The 17102-nt window shown below is 54.6% G+C and carries 16 protein-coding genes; 8 read left to right on the top strand and 8 right to left on the bottom strand.

Features of this window, described 5'->3' with window-relative positions:
- The first annotated feature begins 3 nt into the window (after positions 1 to 3).
- The 6 genes from lptC (at position 4) to ptsN (ending at position 5354) form a co-directional block, all read left to right on the top strand.
- Entirely contained in the window at positions 4 to 711 is a 708-nt protein-coding gene (gene lptC / locus TH19_RS00270) for an LPS export ABC transporter periplasmic protein LptC (protein WP_114100329.1), read from the top strand.
- The gene (locus TH19_RS00265) at positions 708 to 1586 is read left to right on the top strand and encodes an LptA/OstA family protein (protein WP_114100328.1); all 879 of its coding nucleotides are present in this window, start codon (positions 708 to 710) and stop codon (positions 1584 to 1586) included. The genes lptC and TH19_RS00265 overlap by 4 nt, the downstream gene beginning before the upstream one ends.
- A gap of 15 nt (positions 1587 to 1601) precedes the next feature.
- Positions 1602 to 2441 carry an LPS export ABC transporter ATP-binding protein gene (gene lptB / locus TH19_RS00260; protein WP_114100327.1) on the top strand — a complete coding sequence of 280 codons (840 nt, stop codon included), beginning with the start codon at positions 1602 to 1604 and terminating at the stop codon, positions 2439 to 2441.
- Between the two features lie 79 nt (positions 2442 to 2520).
- On the top strand, positions 2521 to 4092 hold the full coding sequence (rpoN, locus tag TH19_RS00255) for an RNA polymerase factor sigma-54 (RefSeq protein WP_114100326.1): 1572 nt from the start codon (positions 2521 to 2523) through the stop codon (positions 4090 to 4092).
- 162 nt (positions 4093 to 4254) lie between these two features.
- A complete protein-coding gene (hpf, locus tag TH19_RS00250) occupies positions 4255 to 4851 on the top strand; it encodes a ribosome hibernation-promoting factor, HPF/YfiA family (RefSeq protein WP_114100325.1) in 597 nt (198 codons plus the stop codon).
- A gap of 38 nt (positions 4852 to 4889) precedes the next feature.
- Positions 4890 to 5354: a PTS IIA-like nitrogen regulatory protein PtsN gene (gene ptsN / locus TH19_RS00245; RefSeq protein WP_114100324.1), complete on the top strand. Its 465-nt coding sequence runs from the start codon at positions 4890 to 4892 to the stop codon at positions 5352 to 5354.
- Positions 5355 to 5456: 102 nt separating this feature from the next.
- Here the strand turns inward: ptsN and TH19_RS00240 are convergent, their stop codons facing one another.
- The 6 genes from TH19_RS00240 to TH19_RS00210 form a co-directional block, all read right to left on the bottom strand.
- Entirely contained in the window at positions 5457 to 7022 is a 1566-nt protein-coding gene (locus TH19_RS00240) for an AmpG family muropeptide MFS transporter (RefSeq protein ID WP_114100323.1), read from the bottom strand.
- 169 nt (positions 7023 to 7191) lie between these two features.
- Positions 7192 to 9003 carry a translational GTPase TypA gene (typA, locus tag TH19_RS00235; RefSeq protein ID WP_114100322.1) on the bottom strand — a complete coding sequence of 604 codons (1812 nt, stop codon included), beginning with the start codon at positions 9001 to 9003 and terminating at the stop codon, positions 7192 to 7194.
- Positions 9004 to 9452: 449 nt separating this feature from the next.
- Positions 9453 to 10442, bottom strand: coding sequence for an adenosine kinase (locus TH19_RS00230; protein ID WP_114100321.1), 990 nt, complete (start codon positions 10440 to 10442; stop codon positions 9453 to 9455).
- A gap of 665 nt (positions 10443 to 11107) precedes the next feature.
- Positions 11108 to 12001, bottom strand: coding sequence for a SirB1 family protein (locus TH19_RS00220; protein ID WP_258547759.1), 894 nt, complete (start codon positions 11999 to 12001; stop codon positions 11108 to 11110).
- Positions 12002 to 12170: 169 nt separating this feature from the next.
- On the bottom strand, positions 12171 to 12833 hold the full coding sequence (locus TH19_RS00215) for a BON domain-containing protein (RefSeq protein WP_258547758.1): 663 nt from the start codon (positions 12831 to 12833) through the stop codon (positions 12171 to 12173).
- Between the two features lie 131 nt (positions 12834 to 12964).
- Entirely contained in the window at positions 12965 to 13828 is an 864-nt protein-coding gene (locus TH19_RS00210) for an AraC family transcriptional regulator (RefSeq protein WP_114100318.1), read from the bottom strand.
- A gap of 32 nt (positions 13829 to 13860) precedes the next feature.
- On the opposite strand from TH19_RS00210, the gene TH19_RS00205 reads away from it, so the two are divergent.
- Positions 13861 to 14268: a DUF2000 family protein gene (locus tag TH19_RS00205; RefSeq protein ID WP_114100317.1), complete on the top strand. Its 408-nt coding sequence runs from the start codon at positions 13861 to 13863 to the stop codon at positions 14266 to 14268.
- 20 nt (positions 14269 to 14288) lie between these two features.
- On the opposite strand, the gene TH19_RS00200 is transcribed toward TH19_RS00205, so the two are convergent.
- Together TH19_RS00200 and rsmI are read right to left on the bottom strand one after the other, a co-directional pair.
- A complete protein-coding gene (locus TH19_RS00200) occupies positions 14289 to 14669 on the bottom strand; it encodes a YraN family protein (RefSeq protein ID WP_114100316.1) in 381 nt (126 codons plus the stop codon).
- Between the two features lie 2 nt (positions 14670 to 14671).
- Positions 14672 to 15517 carry a 16S rRNA (cytidine(1402)-2'-O)-methyltransferase gene (gene rsmI, locus TH19_RS00195; RefSeq protein ID WP_181846255.1) on the bottom strand — a complete coding sequence of 282 codons (846 nt, stop codon included), beginning with the start codon at positions 15515 to 15517 and terminating at the stop codon, positions 14672 to 14674.
- Between the two features lie 74 nt (positions 15518 to 15591).
- Between rsmI and TH19_RS00190 the strand changes: the two genes are divergently transcribed.
- Positions 15592 to 17076: a penicillin-binding protein activator gene (locus TH19_RS00190; RefSeq protein ID WP_258547757.1), complete on the top strand. Its 1485-nt coding sequence runs from the start codon at positions 15592 to 15594 to the stop codon at positions 17074 to 17076.
- Positions 17077 to 17102 lie beyond the last annotated feature (26 nt).

The following is a 17102-nucleotide window of genomic DNA, read 5'->3' as shown; positions in this document are numbered from 1 at the left end:
GCAATGAGCACAGAAGGCACGCCAAAGGTCGCATCGCAAAGGGCCGAAGGCCTTTCACGCGACCGGTTGCCTTCTGGTCGGCGCGAGGTCCGGATCAATCCGCTCAGACGGATGATCGTGAATTTGCTGAAGTTTGTGCTGCCGCTGATTGCCTTGACGCTGATGGCGCTGGTGGTGTTGTGGCCGCAGATCGAACAGGTTCAGGATAGCGGGTTCCGGCTTGGTTTTTCGACATCCCCCGAAGATCTGATGGAAAATGTTGCCATGACCAATCCGCGCTTCTTTGGCGTGGATGGTAAAAAGCAGCCCTTCACCGTGACCGCACGCGAAGCCATCGAGTCGCCGGAAACGCAGGAACGCACCCAGCATGTCTATCTGGATGCGCCGCAGGCCGACATTACGCTTGAAGACGGTTCATGGATCGCCCTGACCGCCAATGAAGGGTTCTATACCGAAGAAAACGGGATGCTCGACCTTGTTGGTACGGTCAATATGTATCACGATAACGGCTTTGAAATTCATACCGAAGAAGCTGAAATTGCTATGAATTCCGGCAATGCCAGCGGTACTGTTCCGGTCGATGGTCAGGGGCCGTTTGGCACGATCAAATCCGATTCCGGGTTCGAGCTAGAAAACAAGGGGGCGGTGATCCGCTTTTTGGGGAAATCGAAACTGGTGATTTTCGATAGCGCAATGAAAGGGAAGTCATGATCGTGAAGGGGCTTCTGACCCGCAAAGCCGGGACACTCGTTGCTGCATTGATGCTTGGCGGGACTGTTCTGGGGCTTTATGGCCTTTCAAACATTGCACAGGCCAATCCGCTGGGACTGGCACAGAATGGCGGCGGTGGTCTGGAAGTCGAGTCTGATAACGGCATTGAATGGCGTCGCGATGAGCAGCTTCTGATTGCACGTGGCAATGCGGTGGCCAAACGCGGCACGTCGCGGGTCGATGCCGATGAACTTCAGGCGCTTTATCGTGATCGTGACGGCAATAGCGAGATTTACCGCATCATTGCGATCGGCAATGTCAAACTGTCCTCGGATACCGATGTTGCGACTGGCGACAAGGCGGTTTACGACATTGATCAGGCGGTCGTGGTTCTGACCGGTGATAACCTGAAATATACCACGCCCAAGGAAACGCTGACTGCACGTGACAGTCTGGAATATTGGGAAACTGATCGGATTGCAGTTGCGCGCGGCGATGCCGTCGCGGTGTCCGAGGAACGTACCCTTCGTGGTGATACGCTGACCGCGCGTTTTGATGCTGGTAAGAACGGGGCAAATGAGTTGCGCCGTATTGATGGTCAGGGCAATGTAAATATCCGCACACCCACCGACTTTGTCGTGGGGGATCAAGGCGTTTATGATGCGAAAACGGGTATCGCGACCCTGATCGGATCGGTTAAGATCACGCGCGGAGAGAATCAGTTGAACGGGGATCGCGCAGTTGTCGATCTCAATACCGGCATCAGCCGTTTGACCGCGGATGGCAATGGCGGCGGAAAGTCCCGTGTTCGTGGTCTTCTGGTTCCCGAAAAAGACGAAAATAAGAACCCGGCCGGTGCCGGGACCGGTAACTGAGGAAAGGTCGGTAATTTGTTCTGGTCGCGCAAGGGCGTAAAATCCGATGACGCAAAGACGCAAGCAGCGTCTGCCGGTGCGCAAGCATCCTCAGGGACGGGGACCGCAGGTGGTCCGCGTTTGATCACCGCGAACAAGGGCCTGGTGGCGCATAATCTTGGCAAAAGCTTCAAGAAGCGTCCTGTTCTTAAAGACGTGTCTGTTTCTGTTCAACGCGGCGAGGCGGTTGGTCTTTTGGGGCCGAACGGTGCGGGCAAGACCACCAGTTTCTATATCATTACCGGCCTGATCGCATCGGATCGGGGGACCATTTCCCTGGACGGGCGCGATATTACCGCGATGCCGATGTATCAGCGCGCGCGTCTTGGAATCGGGTATCTGCCACAGGAAGCCTCGATTTTCCGTGGCATGACGGTTGAACAGAATATTATGGCCGTCCTTGAAGTGGTTGAAGATGACCGCATCAAGCGCGAACAGAATCTTGAAGACCTTCTGGCGGAATTCGCAATCGAACATTTGCGCCGTACGCCGGCACTGGCACTTTCGGGCGGGGAACGCCGTCGTTGCGAAATCGCACGTGCCCTTGCAGCCCATCCGAATTTTGTTCTGCTTGATGAACCGCTGGCCGGGATTGACCCGATTGCGGTGGGCGATATCCGTGATCTTGTACGTCATCTGAAAGATCGTGGCATTGGGGTCTTGATTACTGACCACAATGTGCGCGAGACTCTCGACATTATTGACCGGGCATATATCTTGCATGACGGTCGGGTTTTGATGGAAGGTGGTCCTGACGAGATTGTCAGAAATGACGATGTTCGCAGGGTTTATCTGGGCGACCGTTTCAGCCTTTGATAAAGAGACCGGACAAAAACACCAGACGAGGATAATGGTCTTGGGGGGGACGATCGGATTGACACGGGGTAGTGCATAAATGGCCCTGAAGGCGCGGCTCGATTTACGTCAGTCCCAGTCTCTTGTCATGACGCCCCAGCTGCAGCAGGCGATCAAGCTGCTGCAATTCAATAATATTGAGCTTTCCAATTTCATCGATAGCGAACTTCTGGAGAACCCGCTGCTGGAGCGGGCAGATCCTGGCCAAACCTTTGCCGAATCTGGTGATGGTGCAGTTGGCAATGGCGACGATGGTATCGACAGCCGATCCAGCGATAACTTTGCTGACCGCGATGACCGGTTTGGCACGGATCGTCTGACCGCAAGTGAAACCATGGGCGGCGATGATGGTCCGCTTGATGTATCTAGTGACGCGCTTTACGACGGCGAAGGCGAAATTTCGCGCAATGGCGAACCGGTTGCCGGCAATCACGATTACGCATCCCCTTATGGCAGCGGCACCGGCGGGTCCGGTTCGGGCAGCAGTGATGATCTTCCCGGTCTGGAACAGACCCTGGCCGACGAAGCAACCCTGCGCCAGTCGCTTGATGATCAGCTTAACATTGCCTTTGCCGATGCGATGTCGCGAATGATCGGCAGTTACCTGATCGATATGCTTGATGAAAACGGCTATATAAGCGGCGACCTCGATGAAGTTTCCGAGGCGCTGGAATGCCCGATGGCCGAAGTCGAACGGGTTCTGGCTGTCATTCAGGGATTTGATCCGGTCGGTATTTTTGCCCGCGATCTTTCTGAATGTCTTGCCCTGCAATTGCGCGACAAGAACCGCTTTGATCCGGCGATGGCGGCTTTGCTGGCCAATCTTGATCTTCTGGCGAAACGTGAATTTGACCGGTTGCGCCGGATTTGCGGTGTGGATGCCGACGATCTTCATGACATGATCGCCGAGATCAAAACCCTTGATCCGCGCCCGGGCCGCACCGCCGATGGCGAAGCTGCAACCCCGGTTATTCCCGATGTGCTGATGCGGTCTGCTGGCAATGGTAACTGGCATCTGGAGCTGAATTCCGAAGCTTTGCCACGTGTTCTGGTCAATGAGGATTACGTCGCCCAGATCGGTTCAGGCCTGCGTGACCGCGAAGAACGCAGCTTCATGAGTGAAAGGCTGCAAACCGCGAACTGGCTGGTCAAGGCCCTGCATCAGCGGGCAACGACGATCATGAAGGTCGCCAGTGAAATTGTCCGCCAACAGGACGGATTCTTTACCCACGGGGTATCGCATCTGCGCCCGCTTATTTTGCGTGATATTGCCGAAGCCATCGGAATGCATGAAAGCACTGTGTCCCGGGTCACAAACGGAAAATTCATGGCAACACCACGGGGCATGTTTGAGTTAAAATACTTCTTCACCACGGCAATTTCGTCTTCGGACGGCGGTGATGCATATTCTTCCGAGGCTGTGCGTCACCGGATCAAGTCTTTGATTGATAACGAGGATCCGAAAAAGATTCTGTCAGACGACAAACTCGTTGAGCTGCTTGGGAAGGAAGGGATCGACATTGCCCGTCGAACAGTGGCAAAATACCGGGAAGCGATGCGCATTCCTTCGTCAGTCCAGCGTCGGCGCGAAAAAAAATCACGTGCTTCCTAGCATCGTTTTATCGAGAATTTGAACTGTAAGGCACTGTAATCAAACGAAATACACCCATATCTTGACTTGGCAATGACGAGGGAATATGGTGCGGCCTCCTGATTGAGGGGCACCAAACATCCATATGTACTGGGAAGTCACTCAACTGGGGATAGGCGATCCATGCAAATTACGGTTATCGGTAAGCAACTTGACGTCGGTGATGCACTTCGGCAGCACGTCGTCGAGACCTTGGACCCTGCGGTAGAGAAATATTTCGATCACGCGATCGAGGCCACGGTGACAATCACCAAACAGGCACATCTCTATCAGGCACAAATTTCGGTCCATGTTGGCAAGGGCATGATGATACAGGCCAAGGCATCGGCGGATGAAGTTTATCCGGCCTTTGACGGAGCCTGCGACAGAGTGGCCAAGCAGTTGCGGCGCTATAAAAGGCGTCTGCGTGATCATCACGCAAGCCGGGACTATCACGAGCAGGCACGCCTTGAAGCGGTTCATTATGTAATCGCACAAGAAGATGACGATCATTCGGATGACGATCACGTAAACGGCTATGAACCGGTGATTGTCGCCGAGACACCGGATCGCATTGATACGCTCTCTGTCGGAGAAGCTGTCATGCGGCTCGACTTGGGGGACATTCCGGCACTTATGTTCCGGAATGGCAAACATGGCGGGTTGAATGTTGTGTACCGTCGCTCCGATGGCAATATCGGTTGGCTTGATCCAAACGATAGTGATGCTGGTGGCGCGTGACGAACACAGATTCCGAGCCAAACAACGCAACGCGAAAAATGGACATATCATCTATACTTACCCCGTCCGGGGTCATTCCGGCACTGCGGTCCGGTGCGAAAAAGGCTGTGCTTGAGGAACTTGCCGAAAAAGCAGCCGAAGTTACCGGACGCGATGCAAGCGAGATTTTCTCTGTCCTGCTTGATCGTGAGAAACTAGGCAGCACTGGCGTAGGCGGTGGTGTCGCGATTCCGCATGGCAAGCTGAATGATCTTGATCGGCTCTACATGGTCTTTGCCCGTGCAGGTAACCCGATCGAGTTCGATGCAGTTGATGAACACCCGGTCGACCTGTTTTGCATGCTGATCGCACCAGAAGAAGCCGGTGCAGATCACCTCAAGGCACTCGCACGGATTTCTCGTCTGCTGCGTAACCAGGGCATGTGCGACAAACTGCGCGGGGCTGGATCCGCTGACGCGATCTACGCGCTTCTGACCCAGGACGAGGCCGAACAGGCCGCCTGAAACGGTCAGTAAAAGGCGGGCAGTCCCCGTAACGCAGACCAGATATTAAAAAACCGGACGCTCATTGGGCGTCCGGTTTTGTTTTGGGGTTTGTGATCCTGATCAGGCGGGGTCGGTTTCGGTTCGGACCGTATCCTTGACCTCGGTCAGGCGTCCGGCCAGCACCACCAGCCAAAGTACGGGAATGCCGATCACAGCCGTACCAACAAAGAACCAGCTATATCCAACTGCATCGACCACAGTCCCCGAGAACCCGGCAAGGATTTTGGGGAACAGGGTCATGATCGAGCTGAAGATCGCATATTGCATGGCGGTAAAGGAAATATTGGTCAGGCCGGACAGATAGGCAATGAAGGCCGCAGTGGCCAGACCGCCAGACAGGTTGTCGGCCATGATGACGACAATGAACATCTCGGTATTCGGGCCCAGCTGCGCCATGAAGGCAAACAGGATATTGGTAATGGCCGAAAGCAAGGCACCCAGAAACAGGATCTTGACCACGCCATAACGTACCGACAACAGCCCGCCAAGGAAACTGCCACCGATGGTCATGAACAAACCGAATGTCTTGGAAATAAAAGCGATATCTTCCTTGGTGTATCCAAGGTCAGTGTAAAACACATTGGCCATCACACCCATGACGATATCGGCAATCCGATAAACCCCGATCAGGGCAAGAATGATGATTGCCGTTTTGCCGTAACGATCAATGAAATCCTTCACCGGCGAAATATAGGTTTCCTGCACCATGCCGGTGGGGGTCAGGCCAACCCGCGTGGTCAGCCAGGCCACAAGGATTGCAACTGCGACGGAAATGCCAAGTTTGAGGGTTCCGGCAATAAAGCCTGACAGCTCCTTGATCATGCCGCCGTCGGTCAATGCTGCTTTCAACGGATCGGTGAGGCCCCCGGCATAGCTGTTGGCCGTGATAAAGGCGATGACGGTGACCGCAAACATCAACAGGAAGCGGACATAGTCCGATGTCTCGTGGAAATATTTGCTTTCGGCTTTGGGGGCATCGGGTTCACGGACCAGAAGGGTGGTAATGACGCCAACACACATGGCAAGGGCCATGCAGCCATAGGCAACCGTCCAGGCAAAATGCTGATAGGTGCCTTCGGCCTCAAACAGCCCGGCAATCGTCAGTGCGCCCGCACCAGCTACAATCATGCCGATACGATATCCGCCGATATAGGCCGAACTCATCATCGCCTGAAGGTCGGCATCGGCCGCCTCGATACGATAGGCATCAATAACGATATCCTGGGTGGCGGATGCAAAGCCAAGCGCCACCGCAGCAAAGGCCATCATGGTCAGGTTTTCGGCCGGATCGGTCAGCCCCATCCACAGGATAGCGGCAATAATGCAGCATTGGGCAATGATCAACCAGCTGCGTCGGCGGCCCAAAAGCCCGTGCAGGATCGGGAAAGGCAATCGGTCAATCAGCGGTGCCCAGACGAATTTGAAGGAATAGCCAAGCGCGGCCCAGCTAAAATAGGTCACCGTGGATCGATCCACGCCAGCTTCGCGCAACCAGATCGACAGGGTCGAGAAGATTAACAGGATGGGAATACCCGCCGACAGTCCCAGAAACAGCATGGTGATCACACGTGGGTGAATAAAGGCGACAAAGGCCTCACCCCAGCTTCGCTTTTCTGCGCTGTGCATTTCTTTCCCCCAACCTGAAACACGCTGCGAAGAAGCTAGTGTAAACAGGTTAATGAATAGCCAATCCGGCAATCAGCGAAGAGGCGGTGCGGGAAATCCGGTAGCCGAACCACAAAAAAGGGCCGATCCATCGGACCGGCCCTTTTGAATTCTGACGCAGAAGAAAGGATTAACCTTCTTTCTTGCGGCTTTCGCGCTTACGAACGTTCGGGTCGAGGTGCAGTTTACGGATACGTACGCTCTGCGGGGTAACTTCGACCAGCTCGTCGTCCTGAATGTAGGACAGGGCTTCTTCAAGGGTCATGCGACGCGGCGGGGTCAAGGTAACAGCTTCGTCCTTGCCCGATGCGCGGACGTTGGTCAGCTTCTTACCCTTAAGCACGTTCACTTCAAGGTCGTTGTCACGGTTATGTTCGCCGATGATCATGCCCTGATAAACGCGTTCGCCGTGTTCGATGAACATGATGCCACGATCTTCAAGGTTAAACAGGGCATATGCCACTGCGTCACCCTGATCGTTGGAGATCAGTGCGCCGTTACGACGGCCAGCGATCGAGCCTTTGACCGGACCATAGGAATGGAACACACGGTTCATAACGCCGGTACCGCGGGTATCGGTCAGGAATTCACCGTGATAACCGATCAGGCCACGCGACGGTGCAAGGAACATGATACGGGTCTTGCCGCCACCGGAAGAACGCATGTCGGTCATTTCAGCCTTGCGCAGGCTCATTTTCTCGACCACGACGCCGGAATATTCTTCGTCAACGTCAACCTGAACTTCTTCGTACGGCTCGGACATGACGCCGTCGACTTCCTGGAACAGAACGCGCGGACGCGAGATCGACAACTCGAAGCCTTCGCGACGCATGGTTTCAACCAGAACGCCCAGCTGAAGTTCACCACGACCGGCAACTTCAAACGCGTCTTTATCGGCGGTTTCACCGATCTTGATCGCGATGTTGCCTTCGGCTTCGCGCTCAAGACGGGCACGGATCATACGCGAGGTAACCTTGTCACCTTCCTGACCGGCCAGCGGCGAGTTGTTAACAGAGAAGGTCATGGCCAGGGTCGGCGGATCGATCGGCTGACTTTCAATTGCGGTGGTATTGTCGGTTGCACAGATGGTGTCAGCAACGGTTGCTTCGGTCAGACCGGCAATCGCGATGATGTCACCGGCAACAGCTTCGTCCTGCGGGACACGTTCCAGACCGCGGAAGCCCATCAGTTTCGACAGACGGCCGGTTTCAACGGTGCCGTCGCCACGAAGAACCTTAACCGGCATGTTGAGTTTCGCACGGCCCTGATAGACACGGCCGGTCAGAATACGACCGAGGAAGTTGTCAGCATGCAGCATGGTTGCCAGCATCGCGAACGGTGCGTTTTCATCGACGTCCGGTGCCGGAACGTGGTTCAGAACCAGTTCCATCAGCGGGGTCAGGTTTTCCTTCGGACCTTCCGGGCTTTCAGCGGCCCAGCCGTCACGACCCGATGCGTAGAGAACCGGGAAGTCGAGCTGCTCTTCAGATGCTTCAAGCGATACGAACAGGTCGAAAATCTCATCGAGAACTTCTTCTGCGCGCTGGTCCGGGCGGTCGATCTTATTGATGACAACAATCGGCTTCAGCCCCAGTTTCAGGGCTTTGCCCAGAACGAATTTGGTCTGCGGCATCGGGCCTTCGGCAGAGTCAACAAGCAGAACAACACCTTCGACCATGGACAGGATACGCTCGACCTCACCGCCGAAATCGGCGTGGCCCGGGGTATCAACGATGTTCACGCGGGTTTCGCCCCACTGAACAGCGGTCGGTTTTGCAACGATGGTAATACCACGTTCACGTTCCAGATCGTTGCTGTCCATTGCACGTTCATCAACGCGCTGGTTGTCACGATAAACACCGGACTGACGGAACATGGAATCGACCAGCGTGGTTTTGCCGTGGTCAACGTGTGCGATGATGGCGATATTGCGCAAGCTCATGGGCGCGGACTCCAGAAATAAAAATGCCGCGCGCCGGGGGCTGCCCATGCGCATCGGTCAGTAAAACGTATCAAGGCCAGTAGATATTCAGCAGCCATATGACCGATATCGTTCGATCAACAAGGTCACCACTCCCGCGTGATCCATTTAAAACGCGGCGCATGCTGAATGTTTACTGGTCCGGGCTTCGTGCATCTTGCCCGAAGGCCGCCTTGTCATAGCCAATGTGAAGGCGAATGACCAGCTTTGTGCGCGCCATGCGGGGTTGATTTTTCTGCAATGCGGGCTGTTTGCGCTAAAGTTTGAATAAAGTCAATGTTTGTGTTGCGCTGCAATGCCCGGAAACCGGTGACTAATGTGCGCAATTGGCGAAAAAAAACGGGACGGCAATGGATTGTTGCCGTCCCGTGAAATCTTTTGATGTGACAGATAACCGTCAGAAAATCCGATCAGATCGCCTTGGCAGTCAGTTCCTTAAGATCGGCATCCGGGCGTGCACCCATATGGGAAATGACTTCGGATGCGCAAATAGCACCAAGCTGACCACAAACCGGCAGTTCATGGCCCTGGGTATAGCCATACAGGAAGCCCGATGCGAACAGATCGCCGGCCCCGGTGGTATCAACCACCTTGGCAACCGGTTCGGCGCTGATTTCATAAAGCTCGTTTTCGGCAACGATTACGGCACCCTTTTCGCCACGGGTCAGGGCTGCGACCTTGCAATGCTTGCGGACTTCGGCAAGGGCTTCTTCAAAGGTCTCTACCTCGTAAAGCGACTTGATTTCGTCTTCATTGGCAAACAGCACGTCGATATGATTATGCACCAGTTCGCGGAATGAATCCCGATGGCGATCGACACAGAAGGAATCAGACAGGCTGATTGAAACCTGGCGACCGGCTTCGTGGGCAACCTTTGCAGCTTTGATGAAGGCTTCCTTGGCTTCCGGGCGATCCCACAGATAGCCTTCCATATAGGTCACTTTGGCCGACTTGATCAGATCCTCGTCGATATCGTCCGGGCCAAGCTCGGTGCAGGCACCAAGGAAGGTATTCATGGTGCGGTGGCCATCCGGGGTCACAAAGATCAGGCAACGTGCAGTCGGCGAGCCGGCAGTGGCCGGTGCAGAATTGAACTGAACACCAATTGCACGGATATCGTGGCGGAAGACCTGGCCAAGCTGATCATCACGCACCTTGCCGATATAGGCACCTTTGCCGCCAAGGGCTGCAATGCCTGCCATGGTGTTGCCGGCCGAGCCGCCAGACATTTCCATGCCCGGACCCATCTGCTCATACAGGCTGTCGGCGGTTTCCGCGTCGATCAGGGTCATGGCATTTTTAACAAGGTTCAGGCGGGTCAGGTCTTCTTCCTTGCAATGGGCAAGGACATCGACAATGGCGTTGCCAATACCAACAACGTCGACCGTGGTGTCGTTCATCTAGTTCATTCCTGCAATATGGTCGGTTTGAACGGCACCGTGAAAAGTCCGGTGTGCCGCACCGGTGTCCCAAACCGGCAATTTACCGTGTTCAAGACCCCTGAAATCTGTCTGGCGCGGAGTATATGCATTGCAGATCAGGGTGCAAGTCTTGCGACCGTTTCGTGCCCGGTTGTTTAACCTGCCGTTAAGAATAGGGAAAAACTGCAAAAGATGTTTTTTCGGTTGGTTATCCGGATAAATCGATCTGCATCCGGTTCGAATTTTCGTCTTGTTACGGATGATGCGGGGATTTTTCATCCGGAAGAAAATACCGGGCGTCCAAAATCCCCTGTTTCTGCGGGGTTGACGGTTGTTCAGTGTTTTCTGATGGAAATCCGCGCTCTAACGCCCAAATACCGCAAAAAATGGTCGAACAAGAGTTTTTAAGTGACGTTGAGGTCTGAAATAACGGTGGTTCCTCGAGGTCTGAAATTCGGACGGACCGGTTTGTCTGTATTTAGGCAAAAACAGTTATCTTTATTGTTTTATTTTTAGATATAAATAAATGATCCTATTTTGTAAAATAGGCCATTTTGAGCGTGAATCAACGGTCTGTGACCGTAATTCGAGGTCACGGAGTGAGTAGGTTTTTTATCGGAAAATGAGCGGGTGCATCCCGCTAATCAGGCATCAAGATCAGGGAAAAGCGGGATTGGTGCGTTGATATTTTGCGGCTGACCCTTGTTGGATTGCTCGGCATTTTCCGATTTTGCCAATACTTCCTTTTGGTCGTCCCGATTGGCGACGTCCTGATCAAGACGTTCACGCAATTCTTCGATCACGGCCTCGATCCGGGCACGATGAAGCGGATCTTCACATCGTTTGACGAACTGCTCAAACGCACCAAGTGCGTTGTGATCCTGATTGAGGCGGGCATATAGCGCGCCAAGCTGATGCCAAAGCCCTTCATGCTCTGGCGCGATCAGCAAACTGTGCTCGATGACGCGGGTTGCAAGTGTCAATTCACCGGCGCGAAGGGCCCGAACCTTTATGTTGTTTTGAAGTCGCAACAAAATATCGACATCAGAGGACGGGCGGTAGTGACGTGGCTCCAACTCGGCATCAAGGCCACTAAAAGACTTCAACAATTCACGTAACTCGGCCGGTCCGAGGGTGATGCAGCCATGAAACGGATCGACCATGCGGCGTTTGCCGTTGACCTGAACCCGTAACAGGAAATGCCCCGGAAAATCGATACCGGTAACCGTAATTCCGCATCGCTGGGCCGCATGGATGTAAAGCAAGCCAAGAGCAACCGGCAGACCGCGTTTGCGTTCGATGACCTGCAACAGATCGGCATTGGCCATGTCGTCATAGTTATCGATATCGCCTTGAAAACCGTTGCGCTCGGCGATCACGGTCTGCAGACTTTTAACCACCTGTTCGATGGTGGGTTCTGCTTCCTTGTCATCGACCGGCAGCCGCGATGATTCCGCAAGAGATGCAAAATCCGGCTGCAATGTTGCGCGTGCCAGTTCGGCGCGCAGCTGGTCGGCCAGATCATCAAGATGATGCAAATAGGGGGTAATATCGCGCCTGCCATCTTCTGCCGACTGATTAAGCCGTGCGAAATGAAGGGCCGCTTCGGCGACGCTGGCCTCCGGTTTGTTGCCTTTGGCGTAATCGACAAGCCATTGTCGATCCGGATCGGTCGGTGCGATAATGTGGCTTACGGTACTAATTGGATCAGGTTCCTTGCCGGTTTGCGTCGTCTTTCAGGCGAATATGACTAACCACGCGTTTGACATAGCTGGTCTCGCGGGCGTGCGAAATGACTCGTTCGCGTTCACGTTCATTTTGGGCGATGCCCATCAAATGCACTGTCCCGTCTACGGTCTCGATGCTGTAATTGATCGCATAGATATCGCCATCAAACATCAGCGCGGCCTTGATCCGGGTGGTGATGATAAGATCACCGGCACTGTCCATCAGTGACTTGCCCGATCCGACATCAATTTCATTGATCACGCTGCGAACGCCACCAACCTGCCAGGTCAGGCGTACGGCTTCAAGCTGATCGGCAACCGATGGTACACGTCCTGCAAGCAGAACTTCGCCCTCAACCACTTCAATTTCAACATCGAGAAACAGCTTTTCGTCTTGCGCCAGAAATTTCTGCCAGATTTCTGCAGTAATCGCTGTGTCATTGACCGCACCGCCGATGCCGCGTTCCTGCATGGCGGCAACACCTGCTGTCGCACCTGCCCCGATGACAAAGGATGCGCAACCCGAAAGGGAAAGCAGACACAACCCACCAAAAATCAGCATGCAGATCTGGCGCAGTCTGTTTTCCGAATAGCTCGGCGGTTTGGCGTTTGGACGCCAACCTGTTTCTTTTCCCGATGACATATGACGATGTCTCGCCCCGATTCCCTCAATCCCGAAGAACCATCATCGCGCCATGGGGTTAAAGAGTTTTAAAATCCGGACCAGTTTATCAGCAAAAATGCATTTTTGTGTGCGTGGTGAAACCACATGCTTCAGTTGGTTTCCATGCCGGTCAATCCGGCCCAGCGTCCTGGTGTCAGGCCATAGGTTTGGCGGAAGTGGCGATTGAAATGGCTTTGATCGGCAAAACCGGTTTCGGCGGCAATTCCGGCCAATGGTTGACCCAGGGCGATTAATGCGCGCGCCTTTTGCAAACGACGCATCATCAAATATCGGTACGGGGTTGTGCCAAACCGCGCCCGGAAATGCCGGATAAGACGAAAACGATCCATATCGGCAACCTGTTCAAGTTCACCCGATGCAACCGGTCGATCAAAATTATCTTCCAGAAAGGCGCGGACCTGATCCATGTTCCGGCTTGCGTTAAAGCGCGATTGTTTCAAGGGGGCTTTGGCATGAAGCGAAAGGCGCTGGGCGATATCGGCAACAAACTGATCGCGAAGCAACGGATCAACGTCGCTATCAAGTTCCCCCAGAACCGATGCAAGTGTCGCCCATAACAGCGGGTCCCGGATCACCGGATCATCGACAAAGGGCAAAGGTGAGCTGTCATGATCAAGGCCACATCGCAGTAATGCCGGTTCAATATAAAGCATCCGGTATTGCAAGCCGTCCTCTGTTCCGGCCCCGCCGTCATGCAGTTCATCGGGATGCAGGATGATCACGTTGCCTGGATTGCTGGCACGAAATGCGCCACGGTAATTAAAGGTCTGAACACCGTGCATGGTAATACCCAGTGCATAGGTGTCGTGGCGGTGCGGACTGAACATATTGCCGTAAAACCGGGCTTCGATCCGCTCGATCCCGTCGCTGGTCGGTGCAGCAATGAATTGTTCGCGCTTTTTGCACAAACGTTCAATACCGGGATCCGGGTTCTGACTTACTGCTTCTTTCATCACCTGATTATCCGACCCGTTGGAGGACGCATATGTTTGACACCAAAGTCGCACTGGTTTTGCGCAACGATCTTGAAGCCTGGCAATCGCTGAATGTGACTGCCTTTCTGATGAGCGGTATTGTCGCCCAGACACCCGATATCATCGGTGAACCCTATGTCGATGCGAAGCAGAATATTTTCAATCCATTGTCGCGACAACCCGCCATCGTATTGGCAGCTGATGATGCCACCATGGCCAAAATTCACCGTCGGGTGCTTGATCGGGGTATTCGTGCGTCGGGCTATATCGAAGAAATGTTTGCCACCGGGCATGATGCGGCCAATCGCGATGTCTTTGCCGCTGTCGATCCCGATCAGGCAAAATTTGTCGGCATTGGCATTCATGCAGACAAGCGCCTTGTCGATAAAATTACCAAGGGTGCAAAGATGCATCCCTAGGGGCATGACGCGGGTCGCAGCTAGCTGACATGCCAAGCATTGCTAAGATGTTCGACCCGGATGCCCCGCACAATCATCAGATCAAATCGCATGTCACCATGATGGCCGATCCGACCGGCATAGGCGGCAAGGGTGCGGGCAATTCTGTTTTGCTGGTCGGGGCGCAATGCATAAAGGGCGGTGTCACGGTCGGGGCGGTTTTTGACCTCCACCCCGATCAGGACCTTTCCGCGCCGGGCTATGATATCAATTTCACCGACCGGGCTTTTATAGCGGGTCGCAAGGATGCGATATCCCTTCAGGCGCAGAAACAGGGCGCATAGTATTTCTGCACGGCGTCCGGCCTTTTCCGCCCGCTTGCGACTTGATTGTTTATCAGGTGCGCGACGGGTTCGGGGCATGGCTACTCCGTCTTGGCCAGTTCAAGCGCGCGGTTATACAGATCGCGCTTTTTAAGGCCGGTTTCCTTGGCAAGGATATCGGCCGCATCTTTGGTCCGGTGCGTCTTGATCAGTTCAAGCAGCCGGGCATCAATGTCATCGGCACTGGGTTCATTGTCGGCGGCATCGGCCGGGCCGACAATGATCACGATCTCGCCCTTGGGTGCGCCGGCTTCTTCGTAGTGGGCGGCAAGTTCGCCAAGGGTGCCATTGCGTACTTCTTCAAACATTTTGGTCAGTTCGCGGGTAACGGCGGCTTCACGTGATGCACCCAGAACATTTGCCATATCCGCAAGGCTTGCCGCCAGTCGCTTGGGGCTTTCAAGGAAGATCAGGCTGCCCGGAATGGCGGTAAAACGTGACAGTTCCTTTTGCCGGGCCATGGTTTTGGGCGGCAGGAAACCGGCATAAAAGAAATGATCGCTGGGCAATCCCGAAAGAATAAGGGCGACAATCGGCGATGACGCGCCCGGTGCGGCGGTGACGTTAAAGCCCTCTGCCTTGCAGTCGCGCACCAGTTTATAGCCCGGATCATTGATCAATGGCGTTCCGGCATCGGAAATCAGTGCCAGTCCTTGGCCTTTGCCAAGGCGTTCCATGATTTCGGGGCGCATCTTGGCGGCGTTATGTTCGTGATAGGCGATTCGCTTGGTCTTGACGCCATAACGTGACAGCAATTTGCCCGACGTGCGGGTGTCCTCGCACAGAATAACATCGGCGCGTTTCAGGATTTCGAGTGCCCTGAACGTAATATCGCCCAAATTTCCGATTGGAGTAGCAACAAGATAAAGACCGGATGAAAGCGGCAAATGGCTTTCATCATGTTTACTTGCATCCTCGCCCGCATTACCCTGCGTGCGAAACGACTTATCGGGAGGTGAGATTGGGTTGTCCGAAACGTCATCCGTCACAGAATCGGATGCAGAATGAGGCGCTGCCGCGTCAGGCGTTGCAGAATCTGAATGGGGGTTCGGCCTGGGGCCGGATTGCACGCCGGACGGCATCTGTTGTTGTCCTCTCTGTCGGGCTTGCCGCATGTAATGCGACCACGAGTATCACGGACCTGTTTGGTACGCAACGTGGTGCCCCGGTGGAAACCGCCAATCAGCCAACCGTCGATCCGATGGGTGCGCCGGATCAGGGTCTGATTCCCGATGCCAACCCTTGGCCAAGTGACGCCGCCTTGCCCGAAGGCGAGGGGGCCGAACTTCCCGCACTTTATAATGACGAAGCCGCGGTTTTTGAAAAGCGGGTCGCGCTTTTGTTACCCCTTTCGGGGCAGCATGCCGATCTTGGTCGTGCCATGCGCCATGCCGCCGAGCTGGCGATGTTTGACATTGCCGGTGATGACTTTGTCCTGATGCCGATTGATACGGCCGGAACCTATCAGGGTGGGCAGAACGCCGCCCGTCAGGCGGTTGAGGCCGGTGCAAAAATGATCCTCGGTCCGCTGTTTTCCGAATCGGTAAGCGGTGCAAGCGAAGTTGCCAAATCGGCCAATGTCCCGGTGATTGCTTTTTCGAATAACCGCCGGGTTGCCGAAAACGGTGTTTGGGTCAGTGGCCTGATCCCCGAAGACCAGATTGCCCGCGCTGTCGGCTATGCCACCAGTCAGGGGCATTTCCGGTTCGCCGCTCTGTTGCCGCAAAACGATTACGGTCGCCAGATTGCCGGTGCGCTGAGCGGGCTGGTATCGCGTGTCGGCGGGTCTCTGGGCCGGGTGGCGTTCTATCAGCCGGGTTCGGAAGACTTGCAGAAAACCATTCGTGATTTTGCCAATTATGACGCACGTCGCGCCAATTTGCGTGCCCATAAGGCTCAACTTGAAGCCGATGGCAGTGCAGGGGCCAAACGTGCGCTTCGCCGCCTTGAAGGTGTTGACACCTATGGCGAGCTTGATTTTGATGCTTTGATCCTGCCGGCAACCGGCGGTGATCTGCGTCAGGTATCAGCCCTTCTGGCCTATTTTGACATCGATCCGTCGGTCGTGCAGTTTATCGGCACCTTTGGCTGGAACGATCCGGGCCTGTTTACCGAGCCGGCCCTGAAGGGTGGCATCTTTGCCGCCCCGAACCCGGAAAACTGGACCCTGTTTGCCAGCCGGTTTGAACGCACATTCGGCAACCCGCCGCCGCGTATTTCAAGCCTAGCCTATGACAGTGCTGCTTTGGCGGCATTGATGGCGCGCGATGAAAACAATATGTCGCGTGATGCCCTGACCAATCCAAGCGGCTTTGTCGGTGTGGATGGCATTTTCCGTCTGACCGCCGACGGGCAATCGGAACGCGGCTATGCGATCATGCAAATCCAGCCCGAAGGGGCAAAGGTTGTAGCCCCGGCACCGGCAAGCTTTGATCAGGTTTTCTGATCTGGCAATATGCCGGTTACGGTCAA

The organism is Thalassospira profundimaris, assembly GCF_003326675.1.
GTDB classification, from domain to species: Bacteria; Pseudomonadota; Alphaproteobacteria; order Rhodospirillales; family Thalassospiraceae; genus Thalassospira; species Thalassospira aquimaris.
Note: the sequence above shows the minus strand (reverse complement) of the source record. Positions and strands in the feature narration are given on the sequence as shown.

What these genes read in the sequence shown, in the direction of transcription:
- lptC (WP_114100329.1), top strand. Translation starts at nt 4, where the DNA reads ATGAGCACAGAAGGCACGCCAAAGGTCGCATCGCAAAGGGCCGAAGGC.
- TH19_RS00265 (WP_114100328.1), top strand. Translation starts at nt 708, where the DNA reads ATGATCGTGAAGGGGCTTCTGACCCGCAAAGCCGGGACACTCGTTGCT.
- rpoN (WP_114100326.1), top strand. Translation starts at nt 2,521, where the DNA reads ATGGCCCTGAAGGCGCGGCTCGATTTACGTCAGTCCCAGTCTCTTGTC.
- hpf (WP_114100325.1), top strand. Translation starts at nt 4,255, where the DNA reads ATGCAAATTACGGTTATCGGTAAGCAACTTGACGTCGGTGATGCACTT.
- ptsN (WP_114100324.1), top strand. Translation starts at nt 4,890, where the DNA reads ATGGACATATCATCTATACTTACCCCGTCCGGGGTCATTCCGGCACTG.
- TH19_RS00240 (WP_114100323.1), bottom strand. Translation starts at nt 7,022, where the DNA reads ATGCACAGCGCAGAAAAGCGAAGCTGGGGTGAGGCCTTTGTCGCCTTT.
- typA (WP_114100322.1), bottom strand. Translation starts at nt 9,003, where the DNA reads ATGAGCTTGCGCAATATCGCCATCATCGCACACGTTGACCACGGCAAA.
- TH19_RS00230 (WP_114100321.1), bottom strand. Translation starts at nt 10,442, where the DNA reads ATGAACGACACCACGGTCGACGTTGTTGGTATTGGCAACGCCATTGTC.
- TH19_RS00215 (WP_258547758.1), bottom strand. Translation starts at nt 12,833, where the DNA reads ATGTCATCGGGAAAAGAAACAGGTTGGCGTCCAAACGCCAAACCGCCG.
- TH19_RS00210 (WP_114100318.1), bottom strand. Translation starts at nt 13,828, where the DNA reads ATGAAAGAAGCAGTAAGTCAGAACCCGGATCCCGGTATTGAACGTTTG.
- TH19_RS00205 (WP_114100317.1), top strand. Translation starts at nt 13,861, where the DNA reads ATGTTTGACACCAAAGTCGCACTGGTTTTGCGCAACGATCTTGAAGCC.
- TH19_RS00200 (WP_114100316.1), bottom strand. Translation starts at nt 14,669, where the DNA reads ATGCCCCGAACCCGTCGCGCACCTGATAAACAATCAAGTCGCAAGCGG.